The 17,936-nt window shown below is 34.0% G+C and carries 13 protein-coding genes and 1 CRISPR repeat array; of the genes, 8 read left to right on the forward strand and 5 right to left on the reverse strand.

What is annotated here, in order from left to right; all coding sequences use genetic code 11:
• The first annotated feature begins 1 nt into the window (after window position 1).
• Genes NBT05_RS02665 through NBT05_RS02685 form a run of 5 tightly spaced genes read left to right on the forward strand, consistent with a single transcriptional unit; the run spans window position 2 to window position 1,758 of the window.
• A complete protein-coding gene (locus NBT05_RS02665; protein WP_265771881.1) occupies window positions 2-469 on the forward strand; it encodes a hypothetical protein in 468 nt (155 codons plus the stop codon).
• Between the two features lie 16 nt (window positions 470-485).
• Window positions 486-899: a hypothetical protein gene (locus NBT05_RS02670; protein WP_265771882.1), complete on the forward strand. Its 414-nt coding sequence runs from the start codon at window positions 486-488 to the stop codon at window positions 897-899.
• Between the two features lie 42 nt (window positions 900-941).
• Window positions 942-1,139: a hypothetical protein gene (locus NBT05_RS02675; RefSeq protein ID WP_265771883.1), complete on the forward strand. Its 198-nt coding sequence runs from the start codon at window positions 942-944 to the stop codon at window positions 1,137-1,139.
• 4 nt (window positions 1,140-1,143) lie between these two features.
• A complete protein-coding gene (locus tag NBT05_RS02680) occupies window positions 1,144-1,527 on the forward strand; it encodes a hypothetical protein (RefSeq protein WP_265771884.1) in 384 nt (127 codons plus the stop codon).
• A 9-nt stretch (window positions 1,528-1,536) separates the two neighbouring features.
• A complete protein-coding gene (locus NBT05_RS02685; RefSeq protein WP_265771885.1) occupies window positions 1,537-1,758 on the forward strand; it encodes a DUF4248 domain-containing protein in 222 nt (73 codons plus the stop codon).
• A 94-nt stretch (window positions 1,759-1,852) separates the two neighbouring features.
• Window positions 1,853-4,321: a CRISPR direct-repeat array (repeat unit 46 nt; unit sequence GTTGTGAATTGCTTTCAGTTCTGTAATTTTATAGACTATTCACAGG).
• Between the two features lie 107 nt (window positions 4,322-4,428).
• Here the strand turns inward: NBT05_RS02685 and cas2 are convergent.
• The 3 genes from cas2 to cas9 all read right to left on the reverse strand — a co-directional run bounded on the left by cas2 (window position 4,429) and on the right by cas9 (window position 9,876).
• Window positions 4,429-4,734, reverse strand: a complete 306-nt coding sequence (gene cas2, locus NBT05_RS02690) for a CRISPR-associated endonuclease Cas2 (RefSeq protein WP_265773199.1) — start codon at window positions 4,732-4,734, stop codon at window positions 4,429-4,431.
• A 71-nt stretch (window positions 4,735-4,805) separates the two neighbouring features.
• On the reverse strand, window positions 4,806-5,702 hold the full coding sequence (gene cas1, locus NBT05_RS02695; RefSeq protein WP_265771887.1) for a type II CRISPR-associated endonuclease Cas1: 897 nt from the start codon (window positions 5,700-5,702) through the stop codon (window positions 4,806-4,808).
• A gap of 4 nt (window positions 5,703-5,706) precedes the next feature.
• On the reverse strand, window positions 5,707-9,876 hold the full coding sequence (cas9, locus tag NBT05_RS02700) for a type II CRISPR RNA-guided endonuclease Cas9 (RefSeq protein WP_265771888.1): 4,170 nt from the start codon (window positions 9,874-9,876) through the stop codon (window positions 5,707-5,709).
• Between the two features lie 430 nt (window positions 9,877-10,306).
• Here cas9 and dcm point away from each other — a divergent pair, with 430 nt between their 5' ends.
• The 3 genes from dcm (at window position 10,307) to NBT05_RS02715 (ending at window position 14,352) form a co-directional block, all read left to right on the forward strand.
• Window positions 10,307-12,388, forward strand: coding sequence for a DNA (cytosine-5-)-methyltransferase (gene dcm / locus NBT05_RS02705; protein ID WP_265771889.1), 2,082 nt, complete (start codon window positions 10,307-10,309; stop codon window positions 12,386-12,388).
• A gap of 63 nt (window positions 12,389-12,451) precedes the next feature.
• Window positions 12,452-13,690, forward strand: coding sequence for an antirestriction protein (locus NBT05_RS02710; RefSeq protein WP_265771890.1), 1,239 nt, complete (start codon window positions 12,452-12,454; stop codon window positions 13,688-13,690).
• Entirely contained in the window at window positions 13,687-14,352 is a 666-nt protein-coding gene (locus NBT05_RS02715; RefSeq protein WP_265771891.1) for a hypothetical protein, read from the forward strand. Before NBT05_RS02710 ends, NBT05_RS02715 begins: the two co-directional genes overlap by 4 nt.
• Before the next feature lie 5 nt (window positions 14,353-14,357).
• On the opposite strand, the gene NBT05_RS02720 is transcribed toward NBT05_RS02715, so the two are convergent.
• Both NBT05_RS02720 and NBT05_RS02725 read right to left on the reverse strand, forming a co-directional pair.
• On the reverse strand, window positions 14,358-15,713 hold the full coding sequence (locus NBT05_RS02720; RefSeq protein ID WP_265771892.1) for a hypothetical protein: 1,356 nt from the start codon (window positions 15,711-15,713) through the stop codon (window positions 14,358-14,360).
• Window positions 15,714-16,079: 366 nt separating this feature from the next.
• Window positions 16,080-17,303: a site-specific integrase gene (locus NBT05_RS02725; RefSeq protein ID WP_265771893.1), complete on the reverse strand. Its 1,224-nt coding sequence runs from the start codon at window positions 17,301-17,303 to the stop codon at window positions 16,080-16,082.
• Window positions 17,304-17,936 lie beyond the last annotated feature (633 nt).

Genomic DNA, 17,936 nt, shown 5'->3' on the forward strand with positions numbered 1-17,936 from the left:
TTTGCAATCTATCTTAAACCCTAAGAATACAGCTATGAAAATTAATCCCAAAGGATTTTACCTCGTATTCAGACCTGATGAATATATCGAAAGTTTTGAAGATGTTTTTACGGACGTTAAGAGCAATCTTAATGACATAAAGGACATTTTTGAAAATGGGGTCTATGCACCAGAAGATATATATGGCCTGTATTCCAGTAAAAGTGAAGCATTAGAAGATGCAAAAGTGCTATGGGACAAAATTTTAAAAACAAACAAAATGAATGGTTTTGACAACATGATAACACCAGACAAAAAAGAAAGGTTTGCAAGGTTCCTGAATGAATTGATTCAAATATCGAATAAGTATCAACTGGCAATCCCATTTGTAGAAGAAGTTGTTGTACTTAACAGTAAATACCCAAAGACCATCGAATATGAAATTGATGAGGAAACCGGGGAGTTGATGGCATTCTGGGATCCGGACTAAACATAAAATAATACTTATGAAAATAAATTTGAACAAACTATATATAGTCTACAATCCAGGTATTCAGTCAGGAAAAGCAGATGTATTTAATGGAAAGCCAACGGATATTACCGGGCTACGTTACCAGTTTTATAGAGGTTTGGTAGCCGATCAGGTATACGGTATCTATACGACGAAGGCTTCTGCACAAAAAGCTGCCGACCGCTTACGGAAAACTTCTCCTCATACCCCCCTAGAGGGAAATAAGCCTTCCAAGGATAAGAAAGAACGTTTTAGGGAATTTATCGCTGGATTGGAAGAACTCTCTTCCAAGCATGGAATTGCCATTCAATCCATTGGAGGTGTCCTTATATTCGAGTATCCAATACCGATCATTTATGATGAAGACCATACATCCGGAGACCTGATCCCAAACTGGGAAGAGGACTAATACCTGCTAAAGCAACAAAACAATGGAAATAAACATTAAAAAATGTATATCATGTTCTGGCTAAAGCACAAATATAAAAAAGTCGATGTTTTTAGTGGCAGGCCAAATACAATAGGAAGTTTGCGCCCCCTCTTTTTGGGTGGGAGACAACCGAAAGATATCGGGGGTATTTATACTACCAAAGCTGAAGCACAAAAAGTAACAGAGGGGATTTATAGAAAATTTAACATCAAAAGATGAGCTTATGAAGACTAAAAAGAAATTATATGCGATCACTGATCAGGATGGGGTGTTTTTAAAGAGGATGAGCGTACATTCCAAAATTGAAATCCAGCAGTACCTAAACAAAAAATATACAGAAGGTGTCCCTTTGGCAGCTTATGAACTAAATGGTTCTTCCCGGAAACTTTCAAAAAAGCTGATTAGCAAGCTGGAGGCTTTTATTTCAAAAAACGATTATGACCTGGTAAATCGGGATTTAGGGCATTTTAGAATGCTGCTTGTCAAACTGAAAAAGTATCCTGCCCGTGATGGGATGATTGTCGTTAACCAATATTTCGATACGTTTTTAAGGGAACTAATCCCCTCAGAAATCTGGAAAGCTATGGTTGGGAAAATCAATAAATAGAAAAAGAAGATGGAAAAACAAGGAACATACTTTACAGGGGAAGCCCCTGTCAAACTTCGTGCATATTATAAATACGAATTGGCAGCATTGTACAATGTCTGTACCAAGACGTTTTCTTCCTGGATCCATATGTACCTGGAAGAATTAAAGCAATTCGGGTATAAAAAAAGTACAAAACTGCTTCGTCCCGAAGTAGTACGTTTTCTATTTGAACGCTTGGGGGAGCCTTAGATGTTTTAAAGGGTTTAGACGTAAAGAGCTAATTTATTCTGTAACTTTAAAGATGATATATGGGTATAAATTAAAAATGATTTCCATTCTATCAGTTGTAAATTGCTTTCAGTTCTTTAATTTTACAGACGATTCACAGGGCTGGGGTTCCTTCTCCCTAAACCGCCATTGTTGTGAATTGCTTTCAGTTCTGTAATTTTATAGACTATTCACAGGTTCCACCGGAATATCCATCGGTAAAATCTGTTGTGAATTGCTTTCAATTCTTTAATTTTATAGACGATTTACAGGCTGAAGGGGTACATTATATCCGGCACCATGTTGTGAATTGCTTTCAGTTCTGTAATTTTATAGACATTCACAGGATCATACTCTAACACCTTATTTCATTTAAGGTTGTGAATTGCTTTCAGTTATTTAATTTTATAGACGATTCACAGGATAGATAACAAAGAGTTATCAGAAGAATTAGTTGTGAATTGCTTTCAGTTATTTAATTTTATAGATGATTCACAGGGCTATAGCCTTTTTTTAAACATTTCTGTTGTTGTGAATTGCTTTCAGTTCTGTAATTTTATAGACTATTCACAGGGTGATAGTTATAATATGCTTTATTGTTTTGGTTGTGAATTGCTTTCAGTTCTGTAATTTTATAGACTATTCACAGGCAAATTCTTCCGGTTCCAAAAAACCCATAGTTGTGAATTGCTTTCAGTTCTGTAATTTTATAGACTATTCACAGGTAAAGGGGAGTCGATAGTATCTTTTATAGAGTTGTGAATTGCTTTCAGTTCTGTAATTTTATAGACTATTCACAGGTATGAATCATTGTTTTCATCATAAGAACTTGTTGTGAATTGCTTTCAGTTCTGTAATTTTATAGACTATTCACAGGTAAAGGGGAGTCGATAGTATCTTTTATAGAGTTGTGAATTGCTTTCAGTTCTGTAATTTTATAGACTATTCACAGGAATCCACAAATCGCTGAACTTATTAATCCGGTTGTGAATTGCTTTCAGTTCTGTAATTTTATAGACTATTCACAGGTGACCCCTTCTTTTATGTATTTGAAGTTAGTTGTGAATTGCTTTCAGTTCTGTAATTTTATAGACTATTCACAGGCCTACAAGGTTTTGATAATTCTAGCCACAGTTGTGAATTGCTTTCAGTTCTGTAATTTTATAGACTATTCACAGGTCAGGAAAAAAAGGAAGCTGCTAAATCCTTGTTGTGAATTGCTTTCAGTTCTGTAATTTTATAGACTATTCACAGGAATAATTAACTTTTAGAAATAGGCTATGTAGTTGTGAATTGCTTTCAGTTCTGTAATTTTATAGACTATTCACAGGAAAGCAACAGCCTCAATCGGTAACACCTTAGTTGTGAATTGCTTTCAGTTCTGTAATTTTATAGACTATTCACAGGGTAGACTAAATAGGGAAAACTACAGGGGTGTTGTGAATTGCTTTCAGTTCTGTAATTTTATAGACTATTCACAGGACAAGTGTTTTAAAGAAGGTGTGGCAGCATGTTGTGAATTGCTTTCAGTTCTGTAATTTTATAGACTATTCACAGGGCAATAGATTATCTTGATTTATCTGGAGGTGTTGTGAATTGCTTTCAGTTCTGTAATTTTATAGACTATTCACAGGATTACCCAGTAGCAATCTTCAGGGGCAAGAGTTGTGAATTGCTTTCAGTTCTGTAATTTTATAGACTATTCACAGGCGTAAGAATGCGCCAAGTAAGTATTATTATGTTGTGAATTGCTTTCAGTTCTGTAATTTTATAGACTATTCACAGGAAATAGTACGCTTACGTATGCACAACAGGTGTTGTGAATTGCTTTCAGTTCTGTAATTTTATAGACTATTCACAGGCAAGATTGGCTTTGTATTAAAAGATACAGGTTGTGAATTGCTTTCAGTTCTGTAATTTTATAGACTATTCACAGGACCCTGAGATAGAGAAGCACGCCCATAATGGTTGTGAATTGCTTTCAGTTCTGTAATTTTATAGACTATTCACAGGGCTTCCTAATGCCACAACATAGTCCTGCAAGTTGTGAATTGCTTTCAGTTCTGTAATTTTATAGACTATTCACAGGTTATTTATCTTAACCTTTGTTGCTGCGCTAGTTGTGAATTGCTTTCAGTTCTGTAATTTTATAGACTATTCACAGGCAATTAGTGTGAGTACGATCCCAACAACCCGTTGTGAATTGCTTTCAGTTCTGTAATTTTATAGACTATTCACAGGCCCTCTTTCCTTTTTGATCAACCATTATTAGTTGTGAATTGCTTTCAGTTCTGTAATTTTATAGACTATTCACAGGGTTATCTATCATAACCACATATCGTTTTATGTTGTGAATTGCTTTCAGTTCTGTAATTTTATAGACTATTCACAGGTTTAAGCTGCGAAGGGCTGTTCGGATTCTCGTTGTGAATTGCTTTCAGTTCTGTAATTTTATAGACTATTCACAGGTAACGGAGCTTTCGGAAATGGTGATGACCTGTTGTGAATTGCTTTCAGTTCTGTAATTTTATAGACTATTCACAGGATACTTGTTATAACTAACTGGTATCCTGTTTTATACAAGTACAATATGATTAGCTAATTAATCTTATTCGGGAAATAAGTAATTGCTATAGCTCCAGTTTTAAACTTCTAGAACAGCTCGAGTTGCTGTGATGGTGGTTCAGGTTCAATTTCTCTTTGGCAATTAAATAATTCCATCATACCAAACTGCTTGTCAGTTATTTGCATAATACATACCTTGCCTTTTTTAGGTAATGCATTTTTAGTTCGCTTTATATGCACAGCTGCATTCTCACGACTTGGACAAAATCGTGAGTAAATACTGAATTGGAACATTCCAAAACCATCATCAAGCAAATTCTTACGAAATCGTGTAGCTGCTTTACGTTCTTTTACAGTTTCTGTTGGCAAATCAAAAAATACAAGTACCCACATAGATCTATATTGATTTAATCGAGTTGTATAGGTTTTCACAAATTAATCTTTATATCATGAGTACTATTAAGTTATTTAAACTCGGGGTAAAGAATTTTTCTACGACTACCTTCAAAACACTCATATAGACTTGCAGTAGTTCGACTCATTGCATTCATCAGTGGACTTGATTTCCCATCAATTATTATATCCATAGCAGGTATTAGTAATAAATTGGATTTTATATTTCTATTTAAATCTTCTATTTGGCAACCACTCTCAACAATATCATAAACTATTGAGTCAACAAAAGGTCTATATGGTTCCATGATATCATCTGCAAGACAATAAGCGTTGTACTTATTATGATGGAAGATTCCGATTGATGGTAATAAGCCACTACTCACTAAAGCCCTAGCGGTCACAGCCCGTAGAATAGCATATCCGTAATTTAGTAAATTGTTAGGTGGTACTCCTTTTTGATTTCTACTAAATCCATCAAGGTCAAACAAATTCTGGAAATAAAATGCTGCAGCTAGAGCCTCTTGGTTACCCAAATCACCACTCTTTACTTCTTTAGCATAGCGTTTAAGGCGTATAGCATTTTTTGATCTATATAAATAATGACCTGCTTGATTTTCAACTTTTGCAATAACGGTTTGTTGCCAAAGGTTTTTCTTTAAGGGTATGCTAGCATTTAATTGATACCTATATCTTTCTGTCTGCTCGCTATGCCCGGTAAGAGGTTGTAAGAAAGAACAAGGCAGGTGTTGCCTATCGCAGGTGATGATCGCAGTTTTGTTCTGAACCAACTTCATTATTAATCCATTAGTTACAGTAATCTGAGGGTTCTCCAAGATTATATAACCTAAGTCTTCGATAGGAATTGTTTTTTCTTCTTTTCCTTTTTCAGGAAAATTAATTATCAGTTGTTCATTACGAGTACTCAAATATGCAGGATTTCCAAAAAAAAGGGTTTGTTTAATCATAGTTTTAATATTCTCCTACATGAACAATTTGCCCTAAGTGATTTATTCTTACTTTTTTAATACCCTGTAATCCATTTAATCCACAACGTTTCCAACTAATGCCGGAAAGAGCTTTGTTATCTTCAACTGTTGTTTCTAAGTGATGGCGAAAGAAATAATCTTTAAAAGTAAATTTTTGCACGCGATATAAGTTAGGACTTATCAAAGATGTATTTTTTTCATCAAATAAATTAATATGGTTCGGATCAAAGTTTTCTGAAGGGAATACGAACATTTCGTTTTGTTTCATGGTAAATAGAAACTTCCAACCTTTAGGGTGGTTCTTATTTACGACAGGTTGTTTTTGGTTTTTTCTAATAACTGCTTCATAAAATGATACAATCTCTTCTTGCAAGTTTTTATTTTCATCTTCATAAATTGCAACGTGATGATTATTACTAGTACTCACATAATCCACTGGGATTTCCTTACCGCCATCATCAAACAACATCTGTCCCAAATGATCTTTGGCAGTATGAAGTGATTCAACATTAGTCACTCCAGTAATGGTAACACGTTTAATAGTTATCTTCTTCTCCCTATTCAAGTAAATTGGGTCACTATCTAAATCAGAAAGAGCTTTTTTATAGTCGCCACCATACTCCGCTATTCTGGCTTTTAAAACATCTTTAATACCCACATCTGTAATTTTGTCAATATGTTTAGCATTTTTAAAATTATCGGAATTAATATCTTTTCGAATGGTGAAAATTTCTTCAAAACATAACACCTCTTTTAAGTAATTTTCTTTATTAATAATAGGGTCTTTCTTTAGGGTTTTGGTGTCAAAAGCCACATTTGGTTTATTTTGATATTTAGACAAGTGGTTTACTACTAAAAATTTTTCTTCTTTGTTTATAATTAGCTTTACTTCTTTTAAAGTAAATCGCTTGTTCAATTTGGTGGGTTTTAAAAGTGGTCTTTTAGACTTTCCGTAAATAGTTTCATTGTGTAATTTACCCCTGGGAGTAAGCTGTACCTTTACATTTAAACCATTTTTCTTCTTCGTTTTATTCTTGTTTTTTGTAACAACTTTATTTTTATTTTTAAAACTTATAAGAACACTTTCAATATGTTTCTTAGCATTTTCACGAAAATTAGAAAGAGGGCTTTTAAATACTCGCTTACCTTTTCTGTTTTGCACTATAATTAAACTTTCAATGTTTTTAATGCTATGGTGATTATCTTTTGTAGTATCCTTCCTGGCATTTAGGTTATTAATATATTGGATATGATTTCTAGTTGTATAGGCAACTGTTAAGGCATCCATGGCATGATGTCGATGATCATTGCGTTTAGTCCAGTCTTTAATAACTTCATGCTCGATCAATGTACCATTGGTTTTATTTAATCTTATTTCCTGTTCTGTCAGCCCCAATTTTCGGTATTTTGGTAGATTAAGTTCTTTCATAACATTTATTAGATCCCAATCCTCACGTAATTTATCAGTAATACCTCCGGTAGTAGTAACTACATCTGTAAACACTTCAAAAAGCATTTGCTTTGACTTCTTAGCTATATATTGACTATTTCGTAAATCGCGTTCAATAAAACCATCCGGTATCTTTGATTGCGACATTAATAATTTATTTCGCTTCCTTCGGCTTATTTGCCCCTCTTGAGCTATTGATTCAACCCGTTCTATAAAATTTTCTAAGTCCGAATTATAATCCTGCGAAATAAAATCGTAAGCAGTACGATTAGCTTTTTTTTGATTGTCATCTTTAAATGCAAGGGTTTTATTTGAATACGAATCATCAAATAATAAAGCCTTAGGTATAATATGTTCGATATCTATTTCCTTAGAATATAATTTTTCCGGGCTTATATACGTATCCGTAAATAAGTCTTTGTGTCCTCTTGATTCTAATTCTTTATACAGTCTATATCGCGTTACATCACTTTTTGTTGGATTTGGAATGCCGAACTTTTGCCTAATAATTTTTCGCATTTCATCATTACGCCTAGTAGCATTTGCAATTTCTCGAGTCATTTTTACCCGTTCTTTAGCTGATTTTTTAAGTTCACGAGCTAATTCAATCCTTATTATGTCCGGTTTTCCATATGTTTCTATTATTTGATTGACCAGATTGACCATTTGGTTAAGGATCTTCTCAACTACAGGGTTTCGTAAACTGTTTTTCTTTAGGAGTTCTAATCTTGGCTTTAATTTACGATTTTTTAAAGTTTCTACATCTAGGCTTTTTGAATGGTTGTACCCTGCAAGTTTACAAGCTTCAAAATAGAGATGACCATCTACCAGATAGGGTAAAATTTTACGGATAGCTTTAGCAGAAAGGTTGCCATAATCCTGTTGCAAAGGAATATTTGTCATGAGAGAAGCATATATAGGTTTAAACCCAAATTTCTCTTTCAGTTTCTTTTTTAGTGTTACTGCTGAATTACCGTAGATCAATCTATCCTCCTCTGAAATCTTATCGTCTTCTTCTGTGGAATACAATAAATGCCATAGCTGGTAACTACTTTGTTTATCGAAGTCATTCTGCAACCCATTAAATTTAAGAATACTTGTATCAATTCCAATTTCAGGAAAAGTGTTTTTTAATTCTTCTATTATTTGAAATGCATTCTTTTTCTTCCAATCTATTGCATAGCCTTCCCGTTCAGAAATGTCATGAAACACATTAAAAAGTGCCTGATTAGTCCTATTCCCTTCAATTTTTTCAAAATTAGATTTCCATGCAGTTAATTTTCCTATGTTCATTTCTTTAGATAGAACTTTCAGCAAATCTTTATAAGAAAGATCCCCTCTTAGATTTAGTTCATCATAAAGTAGTTTCCGTGTTTCATTGTCTAAATCTTCTATCTTTAGTTCTATGTTGGATTCAACATTTGTAAATATAAGATGATTTAAATTTTGCCAAATCTTAAACTCTTGGAACAATGGTGAAGATTTTGGAATTACTCGTCTTCCTATTGTTCGTTTTTTTGTATTACCAGTTTCTTTTTCTTCGTATTCCTGTTCCCAACTTTCGAATTGACAGAAACTAACGAGTGATTTTTGCGATTTTAATTTTCTCTGGTAAAATATGACTATATCCCTTAGATTTTCTTTTAATTCTTCAGTAAGAATTTTGTGAAATTGGGATTGCGTATTCCATATAGTTTCAAATTCGTCTAAGTAATCTTGACGATAAAAAACTTGCTTTTTTAATGAGGCATGGGGATTTCTAGCTACTTGCTTATATAAATACTGCCCTACAGTTTCATTATTAAGGTACAATTGCTTACTCCTATCAGAAATAGCCCCTAAATGTCCACTGGATTGACTTATATTATTATTTATTTCCTGTAATACAATAGCCAAATGCTCCAGTTCTAACATTTCTGTCAAACCTTTTACACGCCATTGATAATTTTCAAGTTTTTTACTGTTAGCGCTCCCAACTCTTTTTATTCCCACTAAATCAAAAGGCTTTTCGCAGATAGCCCAAGTTTGAGACTTATTTTTGCCTTGTATACTATCATATAAAACTTGGGTAAGAATTGACGGATAATACTCTTTCTGCTTATTCCATATATATTTAAATTCCTGCTTTAAATCAGATCTGTAGAAATCAGGAATATATTTTTCACCTTTTTCTAAAATTTGTAATGCGTATTGACCGGGTGTTAGGTTTTCATCATACATTTTTTTGGCAACTGACATTCCGTTAATGGATTGACCTTCTTCTTCATTATATACTTTACGGCTATCTTTATATCCTCGTTTCTTATTTAAGGATAAAAATACTTTTGCAAGATCTTCCAATAAGACTTTTTCTGTAGCAGCTTTTGAACGGATTTCTAACGTTTGATAGGTGGTATTTTTTCCAATTTCTGTCAGGGGAGTATTAGGTAAAATAAAACCTTTATTTTCTAAAATTTTAATAAGCTCTTTTCTTCGTAATTTATAACGTTGAAGATTGCGCCTTGCTCCACGCTTTAAAGTTCTATTTGCATTAGTGGAAAGAGGACGGCCTTTTTCAAAATCCGTTTTTTCAACTGAAGTTAAAGGATTAACCCTAACCCCCAGTTTAACTATGCTGGAAGTTTCCCCGTCACTTTCTGATTCATTTACAAGTGCCCATCCTATGGATGTTGTTCCTAAATCTAACCCTAATATTTTTTTCATACGTGTAAATTTCCTTCAATTTAATAAAAATAATTATTAGGTCTTTACGGAAAAACCACAATTACATTTTACAAATAATTTTGTATATTTACTGAACTGAAAGCAATTCACAATAAGGATTATTCCGTTGTGAAAACATTCAAAGCGGCCTCTGGTCGCTTTTTCTTTTTTGTCATTATACGAACCCAACCCGAAATTACTTTTTTGAACTTCCCTATAATTACGTAGAAATACGGAGGTAATAAAGAAAGGAAGAATTACGGTTGCCTAATTAAGCAAACCAGCCAAACGAATCCGGAAAAAAGAACAGAAGTGCACTAATGTAATCAATACGACCACTAAGGTTGAACAAGTGGGAGAATTATCAACTTTTAACTCATATTATTTTTACTAAAGGAAGCTTCTCTTAATATACTAAAAAAGAAAAAATATGAGGGAATTAATTTTACTAGACTTATTTTCAGGTATTGGTGGTTTCCCTTTTGGTTTACAACAGGCAGGGTTCCAATTTAAAAGGCATTACTATAGTGAAATTGATCCGTATGCTATTGCCAGTTATCAGTATAATTTCAAAAACTCCATATATGCAGGACCTATCGAAAACATCAAAGAAGGAAGCATCCCAACACCTGACATCATTACCTTCGGATCGCCATGCCAGGATCTATCGGTTGCTGGAAAAAGGGAAGGGATCAAAGGATCTAAAAGCAAACTCTTTTTTGAAGCGGTTAGAATCCTGGAGCTCTATAAACCCCGTTTGTTTATCTTTGAAAACGTCCGGGGGCTTTTCTACAGTAACCAGGGCAAAGACTTTGAAATCGTACTTAGATCGTTCGCCCACCTTGGGGTTTATGAGCTCCAATGGCAATTGCTTAATACTGCCTGGTTTCTCCCCCAGAATAGGGAACGCATCTATCTTGTCGGATCACTTGGAGGGCAAACCAGACCTCAAATATTCCCTGTCGGAGAAAGCTGTCAAAAGGCTCAAAATTGCTCTGGAAAAAGACTCTCGCAAACCAACACTGCTCCAACCATAACTACCAGGGCTGGTGATATATCAAATAAGAACAACCCTTATGTTTTTACTATCAGAAGTGGCAGGAAAGTTCCGGGGGGCTCTAAGGTGGAATTTAGAAAGGATGGCAGTACCAATTGCATTACCGGGGTAGAAAAAGATAACTTACTGCTTGGTAATTGGATACCGTTAAAACCAGAACGTACTGAAAAAGCCAAAAGGGTCCGAAAAGCAAATCAAAGAAAAGGGAAAGACTATGTGGCTTTCCGGGAAAAACAACTTGTTCCCCGGAATGATGGTAAAATGGGTGCTATTACCACAAGCCCGCAAAATGAAAACCTTCTATACAACCTTAAAAATATCCGCAGGTTGACCCCGTTGGAATGCGAACGCCTACAGGGGTTTCCGGACCATTGGACAAAGTACGGTATCCGGGAAGGTAAGAAAATAGGATTAAGTGATAGTAGAAGGTACCGACTGATTGGCAACGCGGTAAGCCCACCAGTTGTTACCCTGATAGGAAAACGGATAAAAGCTGGCAATATGTTTAACCAAGGAAAGATAAACCTTAAAAAACCTTTGAACCCCGATTTGGATGGGTTAGGAAAACCTGGTAAGACGCCTGTTAGTTATTACGGGGGAAAGCAGAACCTGGTCAAGCGGATATTAGCATTGATCCCCAGGCATAACCTTTATTGTGAACCTTTCGTGGGGGGTGCTGCAGTATTTTTTACCAAACCGCCAAGCCCGGTCGAAGTAATCAATGACCTGGATGGGAAAGTGGTTAATTTCTATTACGTCTGTAAAACCCAGTTTCCCAAACTGCAAAAGATGATCCAGGCGACCCCCCATAGCAGAAAGCTCCATACAGAAGCTAAAGAAATACTTTTGGACTCCAGTGAGAAAGATAAAATCAAAAAAGCTTGGGCATTTTGGGTACAAACCAATATGAGCTTCTCTTCCCGTATCTATGGGGGTTATGCATATGAAAGAAAGACCAATGGGGTTTCCAGGACTATCCTAAACAAGAAAAACCAGTTTACAAAGGATATATGTGAAAGGCTGGACCTGGTAGATATTGAATGCAATGATGCGCTCAAAGTTATCCGGAGCAGGGATACCAAAGAAAGTTTCTTCTATGTAGACCCCCCTTACTTTAATTCTGATATGGGACATTATAAAGGGTATAGCGAACAGGATTTTACTGATTTACTTGAGCTACTTTCTAAGATAAAAGGAAAGTTTTTATTAAGTAGTTACCCATCGGATATTTTAGCGCAATACACTAGAAAATATAAGTGGCACCAACAGGCTATAGAGCAAACCGTAAGTGTTACTAAAGGCACCCGGGATAAAAAGAAAATAGAAGTATTTACAGCCAACTATAATATTACAAAAATGGATAATGTCTTAAATGGAAGGAATGATGATATAAAAACCTCAATATTATTGAAAGCAAAAGCCATTAAACTTCGTTTTTCTCTTGTGAAAAAATAACCTATCCCGAAGCAACACGACACAAGCTGAAAGTAGAATAGCCTCCGTTTGTAGTATTACCAAATGGAAAAACAGCATATTTCATTTGACAACTATCAAAATACTATTTCCAATAAAGATGTAATAAGATTACCGGACATCCTGCAAAAGGGGCATCAATTCTTTTTGGAAGCACAGGAATTCTATTATCTCGAACCAGAGATACGGGAAACCGTGGATATCTATTTAGAACAGCTAAATACTCACCTCTTTAGTAATAAAAAAACACCTAAGAAAGATGCACTCTCCTCTGCATCATTTATAAAGGCATTTCTAGTTATGCACCGGACGATCCAATCCAGGGAAAAGCTAAAGGAATTTATCCTTTCATTACAAAAAGCAGTAACCAATAAGGAGATTACTAAGGAAGACCCTTATGCAAACCATATTGAAGAAATACAGGACAAATTAGTCAGGCAGTATAACGAAATGGTAGTGGTCGATCAGATAGAGGTTATCATCAACCCTAAATGGCGTTCCCAACTTCAAAAAATAGTATCCCCCTTGCCTAAAAAGGGATTAGGGAATTTGGATATTCCGGTACCAAATGCCAGGGTTATGACTGCACCTACTATAAAAAACGACCCGTTATTCACTTCTTTTGACCAACAACCCATAAAAAGGGGTAAAAGTACATTTCAATTACCAGGGGCAATGAGGGTATTGCTAGGGGATTTAGAAAAGTTTGAACTGGCCATTACTATTGAAGGGGATCAGGGGGGTGGAAAAACGCGGTTTACATATCAACTGGCGGATGCTTTTGCTGCAATAGGAAACAGAGTAGCCATCTTTACTTTAGAGATTGGTGGGCAATCTGACCTTATCAACCGTATGCGTGAAGAATACTTAAGCCCTCAAAACAGGAACCGTATTTCCAAGGCTGACAGGCTCCCTGACGGTTATAATACTATCACAAATGCAGCAAGAGCTTTTGACGTGATTATCATTGATAGTTGGAACAAAACGGGGCTCCCTTCACAAGACTTTGACCGCTTACGAAAGGAACACCCGGACACTATTTTTATAGTCATCTTTCAGCGTACTACCCAGAAAACAATCCGCGGAGGTACTGCCCCTTTATTTGATGCAGGTATTAATATTGAAGTGGTTAAAGTAGACGATACTTTCCAAAATAACTATGCGGTGACCACTAAAAACAGGTATGGGGTTACCGGGATAAAATACAACATCCACACCAGGAATATTATAGGAGCAGCAGAGGTTCCTTCAGAATCTGAAAATAATCAAATAGAAATGTTATGACCTACTACATCAGTATTATCCAAACTATATGGAAGTTACTTCCTATTGCATTAATTATCCTCTTGGGCATCCTTTTCTTTTCCTGGAGGAGTGAACGGCAAAAAGTAAACGATTTTAAAGAAATGCAACAAGCCCAGTCGCAAGAGATTAAGAAATGGAAAGACAAAGCTGGTAAAAACAGGGCGCGGGCAGAAATAGCAGAAATTAATGCCCGACATACTAAAACAGTAATGAGCAAAGAACTGCAACTAATGCTAAAAAGGGAAGTAGGTAATATTAAAAGGAACCTTATCAGCTACTCTTCCGTAAAAGCTTCAACGCAAGGTAATCTTGGGGTTAGAGGAAAGGATACAATCTATAAAATTGACGAAAAAACAATACTACCTGCAAAACAGTTCGGGCTGCAAAATCCGGATTTGGATTTTGAAGGGGTTTATGTCCCCCAGCTGGACACGCTGATGGCCAACTACAAGATCATCCACAACTTTGATGTTTTCTATTACTATAAAAAGCCTGGTAAAGCCCCCTGGAATTTGTTCCGGAGGAGAAGAGCGGTAGCCGAGATTAAATTCCATAATTACGGATCGCAGGCAGATAGTCTGTTTACACTGGTTATGGAAAGGAGGAAAGGTTTTTTTAAAAGGTTTCTTGGTAAGAAATGATTTTTTCAATTATTTAAGTTATAAGTTATTCCAAAAAAATGTCCAAAACTAAATTTCTCGGTTGTAGGAATTTGTCCTGAAGATCCTAGATCATAAGAAGTAGTACCATCAGGTATGAAATTATTATCTAAAACATTAATTCTACCCATGGTTAAACCACTACTTAAAACAAACCTTTCATTTTTACCCAAGATTATTCCTGCTCCGCTTATAATTTGAAATTTTTGGTTTGATGTAAGTAAAGTTCCAAAATTAATTGTAGGTCTAACCCATGATCCGCCTCTTAGTGAAATATTTACCATAGCGCCAAACCCAAAATCGTATTCACCTAGATCATTTCTTGTAATAGTCTTTTTATTTTCAGACGTATTATTAGTTGTATATACCTGATCAAATAAACTTGTAATAAAGGCACCTCCACTAAAATCTATCTTTAACCCTCCTCGTAACCATATTTTAAACTTATGTACGTATGGTGATGAATTTTCACCATCATAAATTTCCAGTTTAACTATTACATAGTCAATATTATCTCCGAAAACATCTAGAGGTAATAAATAAGTCTTAGACTCAACATTATTTGAAATTTTAATCTTTTCGAACAAAGTATCTAAGCGTTCCTTGTAGGAATTTATGGAATTATTAATATTTAATTTAACATTATTACTACTATCGTCATCAACGTTCAAGAGATTTATTTTGTCTATCAAAGATAAAATATTAGAGAAGTCAGTAAATGCTTCATTCTCAAAATATTCTAAGTCTTCATACTCCAAAGATTGTAGTTTAGATATTTTGTCAAAGTTAAAAGCTATCTTATATTCGAGTTGTTTTAATTTAAAATCTACATCAGTAATTAATTCCTCAATACTTTCACCTTTATCTAATGCGATATAATTGTTATATTCTCTAGGATCGTCTATTTCATTTTCCTTCTTATTTTGATTTATGTATTGTAGGGTAAAGTCATCTGAACCAAATAAATTTATTTTTTCATAAGACAGAATATATTTGTATCTTAAGGGGTTACCATTAATTAATTTTACTGCAAGTGGATTTCTATTTTTTACAATTAATCTTTTACTTCTTCCAGAATGGATAATACTAGTATAATCAGGACTTCCTAGATCTATTGTAATAATTGTTGTTTCAATCTCTTTTGAAGCCGATGTTTTTTTCTCCTTTATTCTCCTTAATATGCTTTGAGTTTCAAGGTTTTCTTCTTTTCTACTATCTTCATTTTCGTTTTTCTTTGTTCTTGTTACAATTAATACACTTTTATCAGGATTTTGTTTTTCATCTTCTTGTGCATTAAGTAACATTGACATAATTACCAGGAATAAACTTAAGATTAATTTCATAAAAATAATTTATTAACAATTTTTAAGTAAGAAATTTAAAAGGCTTAAAGATTACCACTATACATTTAGAACTAATTTAAAAAAAATAGAATACTAAAAAATAACCCTTAATATTCCTGTAATATAATAAATATTCATTTATGCAGAATCGTAAAAATGTGTAGGGGAAGCCTACAGTTGTACTTGAACTTACATGTCGAAAGACAACGTATTTTGAATCCAGCGCTTTTATTTATTCCTTAAAATCGAAGTAATTTTAATTTAACATAAGCCAATTACGTTAGACTAATTGAGTTTCAATAATCTATAGAATTTCAACAATAGTTTTATGGATAGATTTTTTAGTTATGCTTAAATATAAAGAGCTTAAAAGTCCAAAACATTATTGAGTGCCTTATCAGTTTCTGTATGATCAAAATTGGATTGATAACCAATAGTTGTATTTAAACTTGAATGTCTATATAATTTTTGAAGTTTTTGAGGAGACACTTTATCACCGGCAATCTGACCAAATGAATGCCTAGCTATATGACTAGTTATCTTTTTGCTTATTTCCAACATCTCCCCTATTTGCCCTAAATAGTTATTAATTTTTTTCGTGCTTGTCTTTATTTTATTGTACATTGCTTTTGAGTTTTTCTGATCGACTCCCTCGAGGAAAGGAAAAATAAAACCTTTCATTACTTTATCATGTTTTCTGTAAAAACTTAGTATATTGATAGCTTTGTCAGGTAGTCTAAGAGAGTCTATCTTGTTATTTTTCCCCATTTTATAATATAATCGGTTATCTATAATATCCCCCCATTTCATCTGTAAAGCATCGGAGATTCGAATTCCAGCTAGATAGAAAGAAAACAAAAACAAATTTTTAGTATGCCAGATAGGAGTATCTTCTTTCAATTCTAAAGTTTCTATAGCTAAAATTTCAACTTTATTCAAACCTATCTTTTCACTTTCAGGATATCTTATTTTTACCTTGCCGGTACCAAATGGGTAAAATTTCTTTTCTACAATTCCTCTGCGAATAGCTCTGTTAAAAAGTAGCCGAATTAAAACAAAAACATTCATAATTGACCTTTCAGAAACTTCACATTTTACTTTAAGGTAAATTGCTAGCTTTTTTAACATTGTTTCATCAATTTCCTGGAAATTGAGGTGTTCTCCTCCACGAAAATCTTTAATGCTATTTATTTTACTTTTATCAGATATTGCACGGTTATAATTCTCCAGTTTTTTTAAGTCTTCAATATGTTCTTTTGCCAAGGTAAAAAAAGATTGATCATTCTGTTTAAAGGTACGAATGGAATCTACAATTTGCTTGGCAGTTAATTTTAAATTCAGACTTTTGGACTCATAAATTACATCGTCTAACAAATCGTATTTTTTTCTGACAATTCTATTGATGGAAGAATGTCTAGGATGAGATGTTTTAACTTTTTCTGCCTTTTCATCAAAATCTTTCGGATTGATATTATATCCTATATGATAATAGCTCTTTTTTCTATTTACTGTAACTCTTAATGCTAACCTATATAATTTCTCTCCGTTACTATTTTTCTTTGCATGTAAAACGGTCTTTAATTTTGCCATATTACTTATATCGAATTAAAAGCTAATTTACATATAATTTTTTAGCTGGGTAACACATTGGGTAACACATTTTAGTCATTTCTAAAGAATCTCAATTATTATAATACACCATTCAAACCCTGTATATACCGCACTTTATAGGTAATTAGCGTTAATTTAGAACGATTGAAGCACCCCAAGAAATAGACTTAGGATCTAGTGCCGCGAGGTGTGGGAGTTCGAGTCTCCCCGCCCGCACTTCGGCTTCGCTCAGTGCAGGCTATTAAAAAGCTTCTCAGAATATGAGGAGCTTTTTTTATATGTAAAAAGATAAAACTACTTGGGAAAGATCAGAAGTTTATGCTAAATGAGATACAAGCTGAAGGAATTATCCCTGCTTGCACTTTTTAAATAAAAACCTGTAAGTTAATTATTTACAGGTTTTCTTATTTTTACACCTATTTCATAAAACATTGAATGCCAAATACTTATTAGAGCTATGAATTTTTACTTTAACATTTTTTTAAATAAGTTATTCTTATGAGAAAAATTAAAGGGATAAGATATATTCTACCTAAAAACTATACGATCTTCCTTTTCTAATTTGTATAAATATTATTGGATCTTGAACCTGTAATAATCACAATTTGTACT

It is taken from the genome of Aquimarina sp. ERC-38 (assembly GCF_026222555.1).
In the GTDB taxonomy this organism is placed as follows: Bacteria; Bacteroidota; Bacteroidia; order Flavobacteriales; family Flavobacteriaceae; genus Aquimarina.